The organism is Pseudomonas sp. LSJ-87 (assembly GCF_032971465.1).
GTDB classification, from domain to species: domain Bacteria; phylum Pseudomonadota; class Gammaproteobacteria; order Pseudomonadales; family Pseudomonadaceae; genus Aquipseudomonas; species Aquipseudomonas putida_Z.
The window spans coordinates 128,083-145,181 of the sequence record NZ_JAWJYQ010000021.1 but is presented as its reverse complement, the minus strand read 5'-3'; the positions used below and the strand labels follow the sequence as shown (position 1 = coordinate 145,181).

The window sequence follows — 17,099 nt, the reverse complement described above, 5'->3', positions numbered from 1 at the left end:
AGCTTGTGATTACCTGTTGGATCCAAGCGCTATTTCAAGCGTTTGGCTTATTCCGACTTGCGCGTCAAGGCCAGTAAAAACAGGCGTTTGCGCAAAGACCGGCGGTGTACCGATCCGGCATGCCTTTCGCGCAAGTCGCCGATGCCACTTGTGCATAAACATTTCTTGTGGTTGGCGACTGCGTCTAAAGCCTTACCCAGAATGGCTTGATTACGCGGTCCCTTGTAGGAGCGGCCTTGTGTCGCGAAAGGGCTGCAACGCAGCCCCAGCGATCTCTGCAAATACGCCAAAAACGGGGGCCGCCTTGCGGCCCATCGCGACACAAGGCCGCTCCCACACTGACCGCATCAGGGCTCAATGCGCCTTATTCTTGGCAATCTCGATATCATTCATCAGCGCCTTGGCCATGTCGCACAGATAATCGGCGGCGCCCAGGAATTTATGGTCATCCTCCATATCCCCCTCGCGCACCAGATGCTTGATGTAGCCCATCAGGATCGAGACATGCTCATAGGCTGCATCGACGGGGACGCCAGGCTCGACGCGTAGCAGATTGAGGGATGGGTTACCGGCTGCGAGGAAGGTTTCCACGCCTGCGGTGGTGATTGGCTTTGGGCTGCGGGGATCAGTATCAATCGTTTTCAATTTTCAAACTCCTAGTTCAAAGGAGTTGCCGTGTTCATTCTTTCTCACGGAACAAAGGCGGCAACCGTGCACGAGGTGAGAAACCGAGTGAACATAGGAAGCTCGGCCAGACCAAGGTCTGCCCGCGCACGGTCGCCATTACGCAGCCGATACGTTCAAAATCGGGTTCTCACACCCGGTCGCCAGAGCGACCCGAAAACGGTATCCGTGAGCCATTTCCCCGACAACAGCGATACTTCGGCGGCGCGCGTAGGATAGTTCCGAAGCCACCAAACCCTGAAGCTGTTAGCCCCCTAGTTCAGAATTTTCGTACGGCTGATGGCCCTTTCGCGGGTAAACCCGCTCCCACAGGAATCTCACAAGGCTTGAGAACAGTGATATCTCTGTGGGAGCGGGTTCACCCGCGAAGAGGCCAGAACAGGCAACAAAAAGCTAAAGCCTCACCGCTGATCCCGCCCAACGGTGTATCATCCGCCCCCCAAATCATTAAAAAGTGACGTCGCGCGCTGCCCGCCAGCCCCGCGACCTTCTGGCGTTGCGCCAGAACCGACAATGGACTAACGGACCCGACCATCGTGACTCAAGCCAAGCCCCTCGCCCTGCTGACCCTCGCCCTGGCCCTGACCGGCTGCGCCAGCGGCACCGCTCCCCACCCCACCAGCAGCCTGGGCTGGAACCACCCCGGCATGCAGCTGGGCGGCGACAACGGCCTGCCCCTGCGCACCGAAAGCCCCTGCCGCAAGCGCGGCTGCGACAACGACAAGCTGTTCTTCAACCCGGGCAAAACCGAGCCAAGCGTCACCACCATCCATCGCGGCTGGTAGGAAAATTCTTCTTTCAGGTCGGTGACTTAGGTCATTTGCGAACATTCGCAACGAAGTGGTTTACAGGCGCCAACCGATCGTTATAATGACGCCCCATTGCCGGTATAGCTCAGATGGTAGAGCAACTGACTTGTAATCAGTAGGTCCCGGGTTCGATTCCTGGTGCCGGCACCATTCAAGGTTCCATAGAAGGCTTTCAAAATCTCTGGAACCCCCGAAAAACCCGCCTTCTGGCGGGTTTTTTCGTTTTGGCGTTCCGTCGGATTCCGAGGGTAGCCAGCGCTAATAAGGGTAGTTTTAAGGATAGAGGTCCGTTTCGATATCGGAGACTACCCTTATGGCACGCACCACTGCCCCGCTCACAGACACCACCTGTCGCACGGCAAAGCCCAGAGAGCGCGAGTACAAGCTCTTTGACGGCGACGGTCTTTACCTGCTTGTGCAACCCAACGGCCGCAAAGGCTGGCGACTCAGGTACGTGAAACCCGATGGCCGCGAAGGCCTGACCGCCCTCGGCAGCTACCCGGTGGTCGGGCTGGGCGACGCACGCCGCAAGCGCTTCGAGATCAAGCAGCAGCTCGCCAACGGCATAGACCCCATCCAGTACAAGCAACAAACCAAGACCCAAGCCGTGATAAACGGCCGCACCTTCGAAAGCGTTGCGCTCGACTGGCATGCGAGCATGGTGCCGAAGTGGGCGCCCGGCCACGCCAAGACTGTACTCAGCCGATTGAAGACCCACGTGTTCCCTTTAATCGGTGCCAGAGCAATCGTCGAGCTGGACACCCACGATCTCATGCAGCCCCTGGAAGCCGTGACGAAGCGCGGCACCATCGACGTGGCGCTCAGGATCAAGAACTACCTGCAAAGCATCATGCGTGAAGCCAAACGGCTGCGACTGATCACGGCGAACCCGGCTCACGACCTTGATGGCTCGATCAAGACACCACGGGTAACTCACCGACCCGCACTACCCCTATCGCGACTCCCAGAGCTATTGGCATGCATCGAGGACTACAGAGGTCGCCCGCTCACGCGCCTCACGGTGATGCTGTCGTTGCATGTATTCGTACGCTCCAGTGAACTGCGTTTCGCCCGCTGGAACGAATTCGACCTCAAGCGCGGCATCTGGGAGATCCCCGACACTCGCCCGGCGCTCGACGGCGTACCGTTTTCCACAAGGGGTACGAAAATGGCCGGAGACATTCACGTTGTACCCTTATCGCCGCAGGCAGTGGCCTTGCTTGAGCAAATCCACGCGATCACTGGCAAGTTCGACCTGGTGTTCGCGGGAGATGCCAAACCGTGGAAACCGATGTCCGAGAACACGGTGAATGCCGCGCTCAGGACGATGGGCTACGACACCAAGGTGGATATCTGCGGCCACGGGTTCCGAGCCATGGCGTGCAGTGCGCTGGTCGAGTCCGGCCTGTGGTCGGAGACGGCTATCGAGCGACAGATGAGCCACAAGGAACGCAACAACGTGCGGGCCGCCTATACCCACAAGGCCGAGTTCCTCGAAGAGCGCCGGATGATCATGACCTGGTGGAGCCGGTTTCTGGAGGCGAACCGCGAGGACCATGTGACGCCGCACGAGTTTGCCAAGCAGACGGGCGAGAACGTCACGCGCCTGCGCAGTGCCAAGAGGACCGAGTAACCCGCCACACCGCCACCTCAAACTCGCTGTGAAGTTACCCACAGCACCCCATGAAGTTCCTCCGCGCGGGTCCTTTCAAACGGGGCTGCAAAGCCGCCCCGTTTGAAAGGACCATTCCTAAGAAAAAAACTGCTGGCACAGCGCACGTCTGTGGAAAACCACTGATGTCCACCGGGGGATAGTTTTATCCACAGGCGCTAAATCCCTGAAATCTCTTTGCTTGACGAATATTGTCCACAGGCGTAGACCGGGAGTTGCAAGCGCTGTCGATGACAGCACCCTAGGTGACCCGAACCTTAAAGGTCACGCCGCTCTGGCGGTGGTTCTCCCCAAGGGCGATTCGCATCCGGCAGCTCGCCCGGTCACTACCCATGTGATGGATGCTCTTACACACATAGCGCTCGTGCGCCAGTTACACAGTACCTCGCTGCCCTGCAGCAACCTATCCGCTTGGCCGAATGTTGCGCCAACCTGTGCCCGTCTCTTTCTTCTGGAAAGAGACGGGCACTTCTACCACTGCTGCAGCCCTGATCGCACAAGGCTTTGCGGCATTCCCCCTCGTGACAATCGGCGTGATAAACGCCGATGTCACCAGCAACAGCGCTGTAGATGATGGTGCCGCAGACTAAGGGATGGACTGCACCTGACTGACAGTCAGGCACGCCCCGGTCATCGCATTGCTGCTTGCACCAGGCTCAGGATCTTCAGGCACTGGTGTCGTCAACCAATGCTGCCTCCACCCGCCCACCGGTAACGGTGCTCAGGAGGCCAGATCATGAGATGCCCTTGCTCCCGGTTGTAAGGAGCCGCCAGTCCCGCGTAGTGGACATTCCCCACAGGTCGCAGGGGCCTTGATCCCTGATAACACTAAACATTCTTGGCGGGATGACGTGGGGGCGAGGATCGGAGAGCGAACGATGAGGTGACCGACATGGCATTGGTGGGTAGGCGCGACGGCCGCAATTTCGGCTACGGCAGGCAACTGAGCTACGCAGGGCCGCAGGCACTGAAAGACATGTTCGGCGGTGGCCATTACGGAACGGTCAAAGCGCACTGTGACCGGTGGTTGGCGTTCGTGAAATGGTGCCGCTCCGGACAAGGACCTGGTCTCAATGATGCGCGGCAAATTGATCGAAAAGTGTTGGCAGACTACGCGGCGTATCTGCGCGACCTGGTTCGGCACGGTAACCTCGCCGTCAGCACCGCACAGAACCGGCTATCCAGCGTTAACAGGACCATGGCGGCGCTCCGCGGTGATCAGTGCGTGAAGGTGCCAAGTCCGAGCAAGGCGTTGGGTATGCAGCGCACTGGGGTTCGACAGTCTGTGCCACAGGGCCAGGACCGCAAGCAGGTTATGCAGATCGTCGATGCACTTTGCCGCCAACATCAACAACGCGCCGCCGCGATCGTTCTGCTAGCGCGAGCCACCGGCATGCGCTTGCGTGAGGCCATTTTGGCTGACCTGCCACGGCTAAGCCGTGAGGCTAACGACCTAGGCAGGATTAACATTCAGGATGGTACTAAAGGCGGCCGCGCTGGCGCCTCGGCGCCACGTTGGATTGCGATGGATGACCAAGTTCGAGATGCGCTTAAATTTGCAGCGCAGGTGTCACCTGTGGGTAGCCGCAACCTGATTGCTCCACACGAAAGCTACCTGAGTCTTCAGCAAGAAATCATCCGACCAGCACGAGACGTCCTCCATGCGCACAACCTCAAAGGATTTCATGAGCTACGAGCGGCGTACGCATGTGAGCGCTATGAGCAAATCACCCAGCACCGTGCGCCTATAAACGGCGGCCAATGTTGCCAGGTAGACAGGAACCTTGATCGAGAGGCCCGACGACAAATCAGCTATGAGTTGGGGCACGGTCGGATCGATGTAGTAGCAGCCTACATCGGGGGTGGCCGTGACTAAAATTTTCGATATGGAGCTATTTTTAGTTGCAGCACTCACGGGGGCGCACGCAACGCGACGGCGTCATTTAAAACAGGCGGAGATCATTCAGGCAGCTATCGCAGAGCGCTGGCAGCGGGAGACACCCTGGAGATGGCAGAAAAAGCATATAACTTGGTTTCTTAAGCATCGTCTCGCTGGCCGTAGTGAACGTACGAGGTACTTTTACCTGCTCACAGTAAAAATCATCGTTCGTCGACTGGGGAGGTCATGGGTATTAAATTGATAACCGAGTAGATTTGTCCGTCGCTATGATCGGTATTAATCGGTGCATCCGCTTCCCCCCTCATCCCGCACAGCTGCATGAGACCACTGGTCAAAGCAGTTGGGTTAGGCACCATCAAGGTCAACTAGCGCTATGCCTTAAAACCAAAATCGTGGCGGCTCGGGAAGAAGCTGGGTAAGGCTCAGCCGCAACAAGAGCTTGACCAAAGGCAGAATAGGAAATAGTGTCACCATGACATCAGCCGCTTATCAAACGCACAATTGTCACTAAATCAAATGATAAGCTAGCGCCTACATAGTTAAAGCAGCACATTCAACGCATATAAAGGACTAAAGATGCACATAACAGAAATAGGAATTAAAAATTTCAGAAACTTCGAATCAGCTAAATTTAAGTTCATAAAAGACGAAGTCAATACTTTAATAGGAGAAAATGCGGCAGGCAAAACTAATTTATTCTATGCAATGCGCTTAGTACTTGATGAAAACTTGCCGATGAATGCGCGCCAGTTGACTAGCTCAGATTTTTATAGAGGGCTAGGATCACCCGCTGGCCACTGGATAATAATTGCTTTGCAATTTGCTGGCCTGGGTGATTCTGATGAAGACCTTGTACTCGCCAATCATAGTCTGCTACCTGGAGGCGAGAACACAAAGGGGACATATACTTTTGTATACAGACCAAAAAAGCATATTCGCCAAAAGCTCTTCGACATTACATCAGCCATCACTGATTTTAATAGCCGAAAACAAGCTATTACAGAGTATTTGAGCACCATCAGTATTGACCGGGAATATTACGAGATCACAGCATTCACGAGAACCGCAGCTGATTTAATTTCTGACGCAGTCTATAACTCCACCGCTGGAGACTTTACAAATTATATCTTCCCAGATCCTGAGAGTGAAGACTCCTCAATAATAGGGAACATTAGACCACCACACTTTTCCCTGATACGGGAAATCTCATGTACATATGTCAAGGCATTACGCAACGTTGTTGCGGATATGAAGTACACAAACAGCAACCCACTTGTAAAGCTCCTATCAAAACAAAGCAAAACAATTGCCAACTCTCACTTAATAACTGCAAAAGTCAAAGATGTTAACACCACTATTTCAGGCTTAGCCGAAATACAGTCTTTAAGTGCGAAAATTCGAAAAACCTTGCTTGGCGCAGTGGGCCATACTTACTCTCCTACACTAGAGATATCTTCTAATCTACCTGAAGACTTTGAAGAGCTAATAAAATCTCTTGGACTGTTGGTCGAAGATAGCAGCGGGTACTTAGGCTCTGGGAAGTTAGAGGATCTAAGCTTGGGAGGTGCCAACTTAATCTATCTTGCACTAAAGCTATACGAATACGAGGCACAAGTTGATTCAAATAACAAAATAGCTCACTTCTTACTCATTGAAGAACCAGAAGCACATATTCATACCCATATCAAAAAAACATTATTCTCAAACGTCAGCCATATAAACACTCAAGTATTCATCTCTACCCACTCTTCACAGATAAGTTCCGTTTCGAAAATTTCTGCTGTCAACGTATTATCGAGGAAGCAATCAAAATCCGAAGTGTATCAGCCATCGAATGGCCTAGAGCCGCGTGATATTTCGCGAATTGAACGTTACCTAGACGCTATCAGGAGCACTCTGCTTTTTGCCAAGGGAGTTATCCTAGTAGAAGGCGAAGCAGAGCAAATACTAATACCAACTTTAATCAAGAAAATCACTGGCATATCACTTGATGAACTTGGGATTAGCTTAGTAAGTATGGGCGGCACGGTTTTCAAGCACGTCTCACATCTCTTTCATCAAGATCGACTACGCACATACTGCGCGATATTGACTGACAGGGATGAGGCATACTTAACAACGCCGAACTCATATGCAAACAAGAAAGATATAGATCACTTGATTGCTGCTGACAGAGACGGCCTGCAAAGGCAGAACGAGCTAAACTCGTCCTTAGCAGGGAATTTATACACGCGCGCATTCTATGCAAAAAATACTTTCGAGACAGAATTAATAAACGCGGCGGCAATTTACCCTAACAACATGGCTCTTTTCACCTCAGTACTGCCCTTAATTTACGAACGAAAGGCATTCATAACTGCTTACGAGAAGCATCTAACATCCTCTGATGAGTCTATACGAAATCACTACATATTAAAGCTTGCTAATAAAGTCGGCAAAGGGTGGTTCGCCCTGCTTTTATCTGAAAAATCTCATCCTTGCCTTTATCTGCCGACATATATACTTAACGCTCTACACCATGTTTTGCGGGGTCACGCCACCGAAGAAATATGGCAAAAAATGATCTCTTACAGGCTTGAATTCTATAAGTCTGGCGACACATTGAAGAACTATGAGAAGCACCGTACATCTGTGGGAGACTTAAGCCAAAATGGCACCTCTTCCACATTTGCAAACCACTTTACATATGACCCAGTCGCAGTTTTGATTCGAGGGTAAACTATGCCTCTCAGAAACCTCACAAAAGAGCAGTATACTGCCGCCACATACGACGACAACCTTTTGCTTACTGCATGTCCAGGAAGCGGAAAAACCAAGACTTTAGTAGCAAAAATTGCCCACAAATTACAGACTTATGATCTTCGCAAGAAAATACTCGTCGCCATTACATATACGAACATAGCTGCAGACACAATCATTGATCGGCTGGACGCATTTTCAATCCCATCAGATAATCTCTGGGTAGGAACTATCCACTCGTTTTGTCTAGAGTGGATAATAAAGCCATACCGGGGCCACTCAGCCCGAACTTGCAAGGGGTATAGGTTACTCGATCAGTATGAATGCCAAGACATACTTGATTCTATTAGAGCAAAGCTAAATCTCAAAAGTTACGACAAAATAAATACAAAATTAAACCCTGATGGAACAATTCAAACTATCGGACTAAGTCCCGAATCCATTCGCGCAGCTGAGTTGTACCACAGCCATCTTTCAACATACAAGCTGATTGATTTCGATCTGATACTTAGCACAGCTGCAGAAATTTTGAACAGTCATCCTTCAATAGGCCACAGATTGTCGTACCTGTTTGACTCAATATTCATCGACGAGTATCAGGACACAAACCAAACTCAATATGACATAATGCGGGAAATTCTAAAACACGGAAATACTAAAGTATGTTTGATCGGAGACGTAGACCAAGCAATTTACACAGGGCTAGGTGCAGTAGTAAAAAATGGCATTGAGATATGCAAAGAGTTCTCCCTAAAAACCATAAAGGAAATGACGCTCTCGGGATGTTTCAGATCAAAACAGCAAATTATAGACTTTTACTCTGAGTTCCAAGATAACAGCATCATCATTAGATCCCTCCAAAATAATAATTTCCCGCTGGAAACATTGTCATATGACAGAATCACCACTAGAGACGACTTGCCGAACTCAATTAGCAAAATTGTACAAAAGCACCTATCACTTGGAGTCTCACCAAGCGAAATTGCAATACTACACCCCCAATGGTACGAGGTAACTTCTCTAGGTAGAGCAATTTCTAAGATCCTTCCAAACATTCCCTTTGACGCACCGGGATTATCTCCAATACCGCACTGCCATGAAAACATATGGTATAAATTAATCAGATTGCACAACATAAATACAAGCAACAAAAACTATAACAGGAGAGCCCGACTTGCCAGTGAGATACTTCTGGACCTGCAAGAAATATCGGTAACCATGAACGAAAACCTTAATGCCCGGTCACTGCTCAAATCCTCTAACAAAATTATTATCAACGAGCCCGACATCATTGGGCACATCCAATCGCTAACCAAAGCTTTCTGCTCAGCCCTGAACATATCGATAGAAAACCACAGGGGACTTCTTGAGCAATATGAGTCACTAGTGAAAGCGACTGAAAAACGTATAAATAAAGACGGCATAGACAGAGACCCAAGTAATATTTCTAAATACTTCAACGAATCTACAGGCATTAAAATAACCACATGCCATTCAACCAAGGGTGACGAATACGAAGTTGTTATATGCGCCGGCCTATTAGAAGGCAAAATACCTCACTGGGATGAAATAATTCGCAAGAGCCCGAGCTACTCCGCTTACATGGCAAGACGACTGTTGTACGTGATATCTTCGAGAGCCAAGTCCGCTCTGTATTTATTCTCCGAAAAAGGCATTTACACCACTACAAGAAATGAGTACATCCCGACGAAACAGTTAAGCATCGCAGCATCGAAACTAAAGTTATAGGCAAACAAAACAAGCAAGGCATCAACTACAGCCCCTGAATTTTTCGGGGTGCTTGAAAGCAATAAGCCATTTCAGATACAACACAAAAACCAATCAAGATATCGCTGGAAAAAATTCAGAATCCAACAGCCGGCCTAGACAAGAGACAGCTTAATTTGGCATCAAAGGGTAGTTTAAGAGATAGAGAAAAAAACTCTCAGGAATAAATTCCATAAGAATCAAAAAATTATGATTTACTTCGACTCCTGGTGCCGCACCATACGCAGTATCAAAAAAGGCTCACCGAAAGGTGGGCCTTTTTTGTTTTCAGGATCGCCCAACCACATCAGCCTTGGCCTTGAGGTCGATGCGGTCGGTGTAGGAGCTGGCTTGCCTGCGATGGGCTGCGCAGCGGCCCCCAACGATCCCAAAGAAGAGCGCAGCCAGAGACCAGACACGTCTTCCAACATAAGCGCTTTGACTCGCCCACCTGGCCCCGCCACGATTTATCGTAAATTTTAGGTATTCCTGCTGAGGCAAGCCGATGGCGCTTCAATTCCACGAAAGCCCTTCCCACGCCACCCACGATGCAGACACGGCCAGCAAAATGGCCTTGAAAATGGACCTGTCCATTTTCATCACGGACTGCATCAAAAAAATGGGCCTCAAGCAGCATGATGCTGCGATCAGGCTGAACGTAACCCAATCCCGAATATCCGAGCTTGCAAATGGCAAGATCGAGAAGTTCACCCTCGATGCCATGATTGACATGCTCGACAAGCTCGGCTTTCGCACAAGCCTCACCCTGCCCTCGAACGATGCCGGTTCACCGCCGCAGATCGTGATCACTCAAGCGCCTGGCAGCTAAACCCTGTACCCCATTTCTTGCAGCTCGTGTTTGAGCAATAAAGACGTAGCGCAGGGCCTACGCACAGCGTGCTAAAGGGCCACAACTCTGCTTTTTGCAAAGCGATGTTTCAACGAAACAACTTTTGCGCCATCCGTGAGTAAAGTGCCCTGCCAACCTCTGGAGCCCTGCCTCATGCTGCACCTGCAAACCCCTTTGGCGCAGGCCGTGCGCCAGCTCTTCGACAGAGCCTTGCCTCTACTGTCTGGGCGGCGTTCGGGAACAGTCAAGATCTATGTCTTTGGCGGGTGCGCCTTGCACATGCTGACGAATGCCCGCGGTAGTGCGGATATCGATGCGGAGATTCAGGCCAGCGAACACCTGCTCAGGGACGAAATAAGGGCAGTTTATGCCGCGCCGGAAGACTACGAGCAGGATGGTCTGGACCTGTCCGTCGTGTTCGACCAGCAATTCAACAACTCGCTATGCCCCTTGCATGAAGACTACGATGCGCGGGCAATCCTCCTTCCCGGCCAGGAGTGCTCTCCTTTACAGGTTTTCATAGCTCACCCGATCGACCTCGCCATTTCAAAACTCGGGAGATTCACCGAACGCGACCAGGATGACATCAATCTGCTTATCAGGTCAGGCAAGCTGAATCTCAAGGAATTTGATAGGCTTGCCAAGGAGGCAATCGACTATTACCCCTGTGATAGAAGCACCGTAACCAGCTGCCTGAGGTTGATTCTCGATGAAGCGCGAGAGTGGGGCCAGTAGTACCAGTAAGGCGATGACTGTGCCCTCGAATACGGCGCATGGGGCCCGGCATTGCGACACCTCCCCGCTCGATTACTCGCTAGAAAAACTCTGGGCGCTTGTGTCCTCTGACATGCCCCCCTCTGATCAACATGCCCGTCAGGCACTCGAGCACCTGGTCGTTCAAGCTACAAAAACCTCGCTGGACAAGCTCGACAAGGCCGTTGCCGAGACCTTCGCTCTCCTCTTCTGGTACAGAAACGAGGATATGCGCGAAGCACTGGAAAATCGCTTGAACATGCCAAGGCTCGCCCCCGTAAGGAAGCGGCGCCTGATGTATCTGGTTGACCGGCTTCGCCGTTTTCCATGCATGAAGCCGGAACAAGCCGAGCAGATGAAGAAGCTGGTCACCCGCTGGAAGGACCTGGCTCAAGATCTGAATGGCAAACAGGTAGAAAAGGCGCAAGCGGTAAACCGTTACGACAAGGTTGCTGCTACCTGGGGCGTGGCTGAGCCCGTATCCAGTCTGATGAACATGGTGCTAGAACTGCAAACCCGGCACTTTGTAGATGCCCACCATCTGCCGAACGGCTATGCCCAATTGGCAACGCGTCCCCCTCACCACTGATACGGTAATGTTGGGTCAGTTGAGGTTTGTAGTGGCTGTACTCCTCCCCAAGATTGATCTCAATCAAGCCTGACGCAGGCACGCAGCATAGCCTGAGATCCGTCAGCACTTGAGGGAAGGAAACCATGGCCAAGAAATTCCCCACAAACCCCAGCCACCCGGAGCGCATCTGCTGGGGCTGCGACCTGTATTGCCCGGCCAAGGCGTTGGCCTGTGGCAATGGCGCGAGCCGGACCATGCACCCGGTGGAACTGTTTGGTGAGGACTGGGATAGTTTCGAAGACCGGCTGGAGAAGTCGGTTGATCGCCAGCAAGAGACTGGCCCTAGGTAAAATAGGGCAGCTTTGTGGCCCATAGCCGGCAAGCCGGGCTCTCATAGAACTGCAGATAACTCATTGAATTAGCAGGGGCCCTGTGGGCTTTAGCCGCGAACACCGGCGCAGCCGGTGCCATACACCGCGTTGGATTCTTCGCGGCTAAAGCCGCTCCCACAGGGTACGCGGATTGCTTGCAATTTCAGTTATCTACGCGACAGCGTAGCCCAAAGGGCTGGGCCATCTACCACAGGTACAGCGCATGGTTTGAGCCTGGCGCCGACCCAGCGAATCAGGTGCTGCGGTGGATGGCACGGGCTTCGCCCGTGTTCGCGGGCGCGCCCGCTCCCACAGGGATCGCGCCACCTGTTAGAAATTGAGCAAGGCAGTTGCTACCAACGGGGAGCGCCGGGCTCAAGGTGTGCGCTGTACCTGTGGGAGCCCGGTTTGCCGGCGATGGGCTGCGCAACAGCCCCAGGTGCGGTTGATCAGAACGCTGTGCTGACCGTCAGCGACAGGTTGCGTGGGTCACCATAAATCGCCCCGGCATAGAACCCGTAGCGGGTGTAGTAGTGCTTGTCGAACAGGTTGTTGGCGTTGAGGCTGACGCTGGTGTCGTCGGTCAGCTGGTACTTGGCCATGGCATTCCAGATGGCATAACCGGACCAATTCACGTCAGTGGCACCGGTGCTCACACCATTGCTCGGCTGGCCTGCCGGGCTGGAGACTGCGCGGATGTTGCTCTGGGCAGTAACCCCGGCGCCCAGGGTCAGGCGGTCGAGCGGGCCGGAAAGGCGGTAGGTGGTCGAGGCCTTGAACAGGTGCGATGGGTCGCTGCGGCCGTCGCTGTCGACGCGGCGGAAGTGCAGGTAGGTGTAGCCGGCATACAGGTTCCAGCTGGGGGTCAGGGCGCCGGCGATTTCCAGGTCGATACCGTCGGTTTCCTGGCCGGAACCGGCTTTGTAGGCGTCGCCACCGGTCGGGGTGGTCAGGTCGCCGTCGAGCACTGCCTTGTTTTCCTGCTTGGTGCGGAAGTACGCCGCCGAAGCATTCAGGCGGCCATCGAACCACTCTCCCTTGATACCCGTCTCGTAGCTTTGCCCGCGAATCGGCTCGACCTTGCTGCCGCTGCTGGTTTCAGCGGTTTGCGGGGTGAAGATGTCGGTGTAGCTAGCATACAGTGAGTAGTTGTCGTTGAGGTCGTACACGGCGCCCAGGTACGGGGTGACGATGCCGTTCTCTTCCTGGCTGGTACGTGCGCCAGTCACGCTGCGGGTGGTGGCCGAGTAGTTGCTGGTGCGCACGCCGAGGATGACCGACAGTGGGTCGGTGATGCTCAGGCGGGTTGCCGCGTACATGCCCTGCAGGCGGGTGGTGGTCTTGCTGTGGCGGCCGGTGCGCGAGGCGATGATGTTGTAGTCGTCATCGACGCCATTGCGCCAGTCGGTCAGCGGGAAGCCGTTGTTGGCGCGGAACTGGCAACCCAGCGCAGGCGCACTGGCCATGCCGTCGCCAACCATGGTGCAGGTGTATTCCGGCGACCAGGCCACGGTGCGGCTGTCGTTGTAGCCAACCATCGCCTGGTGGGTACGGCCGAACAGCTGGAACGGGCCGGACAGGTCGATCTGCGCCGACTGCTGGGTGGTGTCGGTGGAGCTGTGCAGACCGTTGAGCACGGCGCCGCTGCCATCCTGGTCCCAGTAGCCGCCGTAGCTGCCACGGCCCGCCGAGTTGACCTTGGCCAGGCCGCGGTGGTTGAGGGTTTCGGCGGTGCTCTGGGCGGCTTTCAGGTTCAGCGTCCAGTCGTTGTCGAAGCGGTGCTCCAGCGAGCCGAACGCGGTGCGGGTGGTGTACTCGCCAAAGCTCCAGCTGGGTACCACGTTGGTGCTGCGCGGCAGGTCGGTCTTGCTGCCATCGCTGTACCAGATCGGGATGTTCGCACCCCAGCCACCGCCAACAATCTTGTTGTACTCGTACTGGTAGCCGGCACCAAGGGTGGTGGCGTCGTCCAGGTCGAACTCGAAATTGGCCAGCGCGGCGCGGGAGCGCTCGGACTGGTTGTCGCGGAATGAGTTGGCGTCCTGCTGGGTCATCACGAAGCGCGAACGCAGGCGGCCGTCTTCGGACAGCGGCAGGTTGAGGTCGGCGCCCAGGCGGCGCTTGTCCCAGCTGCCGTAGGTGGCATAGGCGCTACCGCCGAACGTCCTGGTCGGTGCCTTGCGGATCAGGTTGACGGTGGCCGACGGGTCGCCGGTACCGCCCAGCAGGCCGTTGGCGCCGCGCACGATGTCGATGCGCTCGTACAGGTCCATGTTCAGTGCGTTGCCGCCGCCACTGAAGTCCGAGCCGCCCTGAAACTGCAGGCCATCGACCTTCCAGTTGCTGATCGAGTAACCACGGGCACGGTAGTCGGTACGCCCGCCCACTTCGGACTTGCTCGCGGTCACACCCGGGGTGGTTTCCAGCGCTTGCTCGATGGTGTGGATGTCGCGGTCATCCATCTGCTGGCGGGTAATGGTGGTGACCGACTGCGGCGTCTGGCGCGGCGTCAGGGCCAGGCCGGTGGAGCTGCGGGTGCTTTCGACGGTGTAACCCAGCTGACCAGCTTCGTCGGCAGGCAGCAGGGCGCTGTCTTCGATCTGCGTGGCCTCCAGTTCCAGGGGCTTGCTGTCGGCAGCCATCGCGCCACCGCTGACGGCCACGGCAATGAACAGGGCCAGCGGTTTGAGGCGCGTGCCGCCTCGGCTGATGGAGGGGAAGGCGTTCGGTGTGCTCTCGGAGTTCATTTGGGAAGGCTTCGTATTTGCAGATGATTTTTTGTTAGGATTCTAGGGATCGGCCCCCCGGGCTCCAGACCCGGCTTGTACGGGGATGTAATCGAACGTAACGAGCGCCACCGGCCCTCACCGAACAGGTGTTTATCTGCATGAGCACAACTTTGCTTGTTGTCGACGATGACGACGAGATCCGCGAACTTCTTTGTGATTACCTGACAGATGCCGGCTATAACGTGCTGGCAGCGGCTGACGGCGAGCAGATGCGCGAACAACTGGCCCGGCACAAGGTGGAGCTGGTGGTGCTGGACCTGATGCTGCCGGGCGAAGACGGCCTGAGCCTGTGCCGCCAGCTGCAAGCCACGCCGGGGCTGGCGGTGATCATGCTGTCGGCCAAGGGCAGCACGCTGGACCGCATCATCGGCCTGGAGGTGGGTGCCGATGACTACCTGGCCAAGCCCTTCGAGCCACGCGAGCTGATCGCTCGGATCAAGGCCGTGCTGCGTCGTCCGCAACGCCTGGATGCCCCCGCCGAAGAGCCGGTAGAAGATGCCCAGCTGTTCGCCGGCTTCCGCCTGGAACACGTGAAGCGCCTGCTCACCCGCCCCGATGGAGAGACCCTGACCCTGCCCCGCTCCGACTACCGCGTACTGCGCGAACTGCTGGAAGCCAACAACCGCGTGGTGTCCCGCGACCAGCTGACGCGCAGTGCGTTCGGCCGCGACCACCTGCCCGACGACCGTTCGGTGGACATGTGCGTCAGCCGCCTACGCCAGCATCTGCGCCACGCGCCGGCGGGTGCCGCGCAAATTCTCACTATCCGCAACGAAGGCTATTTGCTGAGCATCGCCGCCAACGGGGCCGATACCTGACATGCGCTGGCTGCGCCGGCTGTGGCCACGCACGTTGTTCGGCCAGTTGCTGCTGATAATGGTCAGCGGCACCGTGCTGATCCAGTTGATGTCCAGCAGCATCTGGTTCGATGTGCGTTTCGCCCAGGTTCTCGAGGCCCCTGTCCGGCTGATTGCCGCACGCAGCGCGCCGTTGATCGCTCAGGCCGACTGCGGTGCCGGTGCACTGCAGGCGCCTGCGCATTACCAACTGCGTTGCAGTGAAGCCCTGCCCACGCCGGTGCAGGACGAGCGCCGCGGGCGCAGGCGTGTCGAGCTGTTGCTGCACCAGGCCCTCGAGTACGAATTGGGGCATGCCCAGGACGTGCGCCTGATGAAGGTGCAATTGACCGACGAACAGGGCCAGCCGATCGTCTGGCGCAGCCTGTTCGGCCTGCGCACGGCCCAGGCGCATCTGCAGTTCGCGGTGCCGTTGGCCGATGGGCACTGGCTGACCATCGAGGGCCAGGAACTGCAAGGCTGGAGCGGCGAGTCGGCCTGGGTGCTGATCAGCGATTACCTGTTGCGGGTGTACGCGCTGCGCATCGTCGCGGTTTTGCTGGTGTGCCTGATAGCCGTGCGCCTGTGCCTGCGCCCGCTGCGGCGCCTGGCCGATGCCGCGCGCGGCCTGGGTAGCAACCTCGAGCAGCCACCCTTGGCGCTGGATGGCCCGGAGGAAGTGCGCCAGGCGGCCCAGGCCTTCAACGCCATGCAGCAGCGGCTGATCGCGATGGTCAACGACAAGGCCTACTTCCTGGCCGCCGTATCCCACGACCTGCGCACCCCGCTGACGCGCATGCGCCTGCGCCTGGAGCGCCTGCCGGACGACGAAAACCGGCAACGCCTGCGGCAGAACATCGCGCAGATGGACAACATGATCGGCCAGGTGCTCGATTACCTGCGCGCGGGGGAGCAGCAGAACTTGCAGCAGGTAGACCTGGACCGGCTGGTGGTGCGCCAGTGCGCGGAGTTGGCCACCGCCGAAGAGCCACTGCCGGTGCATGGCCAGGCGGGTAGCCTGCGGGTCGATGCCCTGCTGCTGCAGCGCTGCCTGCAGAACCTGCTGGTCAATGCGTTGCGTTACGCCAAGGAGGTTTCGGTCACGCTGGAGCAGGCGACCACGGGGGTGCTCATCCATATCGATGACCGCGGCCCGGGGATTGCGCCGGGCCTGCTGGCGACCATCATCGACCCGTTCGTGCGTGGTGAAGGGTCGCGCAACCAGGCGTCCGGGGGGTATGGGCTGGGGTTGAGCATCGCCCAGCGGATTGCTGCCAGCCATGGGGGCGAGTTGCTGCTGGCGAACCGCGAGGGGGGTGGGTTGCGGGTCAGCGTGTTGTTGCCTCGCTAACACTTTT

General features: G+C 55.6%; 13 protein-coding genes and 1 tRNA gene. 12 read left to right on the top strand and 2 right to left on the bottom strand.

The window, feature by feature from the left end; genetic code table 11:
* Positions 1–354: 354 nt before the first annotated feature.
* Positions 355–645 (bottom strand): DUF3077 domain-containing protein, encoded by a 291-nt coding sequence (locus RYH74_RS13960; RefSeq protein ID WP_003257466.1) that lies wholly within the window; start codon positions 643–645, stop codon positions 355–357.
* Between the two features lie 575 nt (positions 646–1,220).
* On the opposite strand from RYH74_RS13960, the gene RYH74_RS13955 reads away from it, so the two are divergent.
* The 10 genes from RYH74_RS13955 (at position 1,221) to RYH74_RS13910 (ending at position 12,095) form a co-directional block, all read left to right on the top strand.
* Positions 1,221–1,469 (top strand): hypothetical protein, encoded by a 249-nt coding sequence (locus RYH74_RS13955; protein ID WP_015268625.1) that lies wholly within the window; start codon positions 1,221–1,223, stop codon positions 1,467–1,469.
* Positions 1,470–1,567: 98 nt separating this feature from the next.
* Positions 1,568–1,643: transfer RNA gene (locus tag RYH74_RS13950), tRNA-Thr, on the top strand.
* A 163-nt stretch (positions 1,644–1,806) separates the two neighbouring features.
* On the top strand, positions 1,807–3,126 hold the full coding sequence (locus RYH74_RS13945; protein WP_217851038.1) for a tyrosine-type recombinase/integrase: 1,320 nt from the start codon (positions 1,807–1,809) through the stop codon (positions 3,124–3,126).
* A gap of 931 nt (positions 3,127–4,057) precedes the next feature.
* On the top strand, positions 4,058–5,041 hold the full coding sequence (locus RYH74_RS13940; RefSeq protein ID WP_202675733.1) for an integrase domain-containing protein: 984 nt from the start codon (positions 4,058–4,060) through the stop codon (positions 5,039–5,041).
* A 600-nt stretch (positions 5,042–5,641) separates the two neighbouring features.
* Complete coding sequence (locus RYH74_RS13935) at positions 5,642–7,783, top strand: ATP-dependent nuclease (protein ID WP_202675734.1); 2,142 nt, start codon at positions 5,642–5,644, stop codon at positions 7,781–7,783.
* A gap of 3 nt (positions 7,784–7,786) precedes the next feature.
* The gene (locus tag RYH74_RS13930) at positions 7,787–9,553 is read left to right on the top strand and encodes an ATP-dependent helicase (protein ID WP_317409583.1); all 1,767 of its coding nucleotides are present in this window, start codon (positions 7,787–7,789) and stop codon (positions 9,551–9,553) included.
* A gap of 523 nt (positions 9,554–10,076) precedes the next feature.
* Entirely contained in the window at positions 10,077–10,400 is a 324-nt protein-coding gene (locus RYH74_RS13925; RefSeq protein ID WP_317409582.1) for a helix-turn-helix transcriptional regulator, read from the top strand.
* Positions 10,401–10,574: 174 nt separating this feature from the next.
* Complete coding sequence (locus RYH74_RS13920) at positions 10,575–11,156, top strand: DUF6036 family nucleotidyltransferase (RefSeq protein WP_317409580.1); 582 nt, start codon at positions 10,575–10,577, stop codon at positions 11,154–11,156.
* Entirely contained in the window at positions 11,131–11,763 is a 633-nt protein-coding gene (locus tag RYH74_RS13915) for a hypothetical protein (protein WP_317409579.1), read from the top strand. The genes RYH74_RS13920 and RYH74_RS13915 overlap by 26 nt, the downstream gene beginning before the upstream one ends.
* A gap of 125 nt (positions 11,764–11,888) precedes the next feature.
* Entirely contained in the window at positions 11,889–12,095 is a 207-nt protein-coding gene (locus tag RYH74_RS13910; protein ID WP_082810501.1) for a DUF3079 domain-containing protein, read from the top strand.
* A gap of 470 nt (positions 12,096–12,565) precedes the next feature.
* Here RYH74_RS13910 and RYH74_RS13905 read toward each other — a convergent pair whose 3' ends face one another.
* Positions 12,566–14,863 (bottom strand): TonB-dependent siderophore receptor, encoded by a 2,298-nt coding sequence (locus tag RYH74_RS13905; protein WP_317409578.1) that lies wholly within the window; start codon positions 14,861–14,863, stop codon positions 12,566–12,568.
* A gap of 140 nt (positions 14,864–15,003) precedes the next feature.
* Between RYH74_RS13905 and RYH74_RS13900 the strand changes: the two genes are divergently transcribed.
* On the top strand, positions 15,004–15,723 hold the full coding sequence (locus tag RYH74_RS13900) for a response regulator (protein WP_025337347.1): 720 nt from the start codon (positions 15,004–15,006) through the stop codon (positions 15,721–15,723).
* A gap of 1 nt (position 15,724) precedes the next feature.
* Entirely contained in the window at positions 15,725–17,092 is a 1,368-nt protein-coding gene (locus RYH74_RS13895; RefSeq protein WP_317409577.1) for an ATP-binding protein, read from the top strand.
* Positions 17,093–17,099 lie beyond the last annotated feature (7 nt).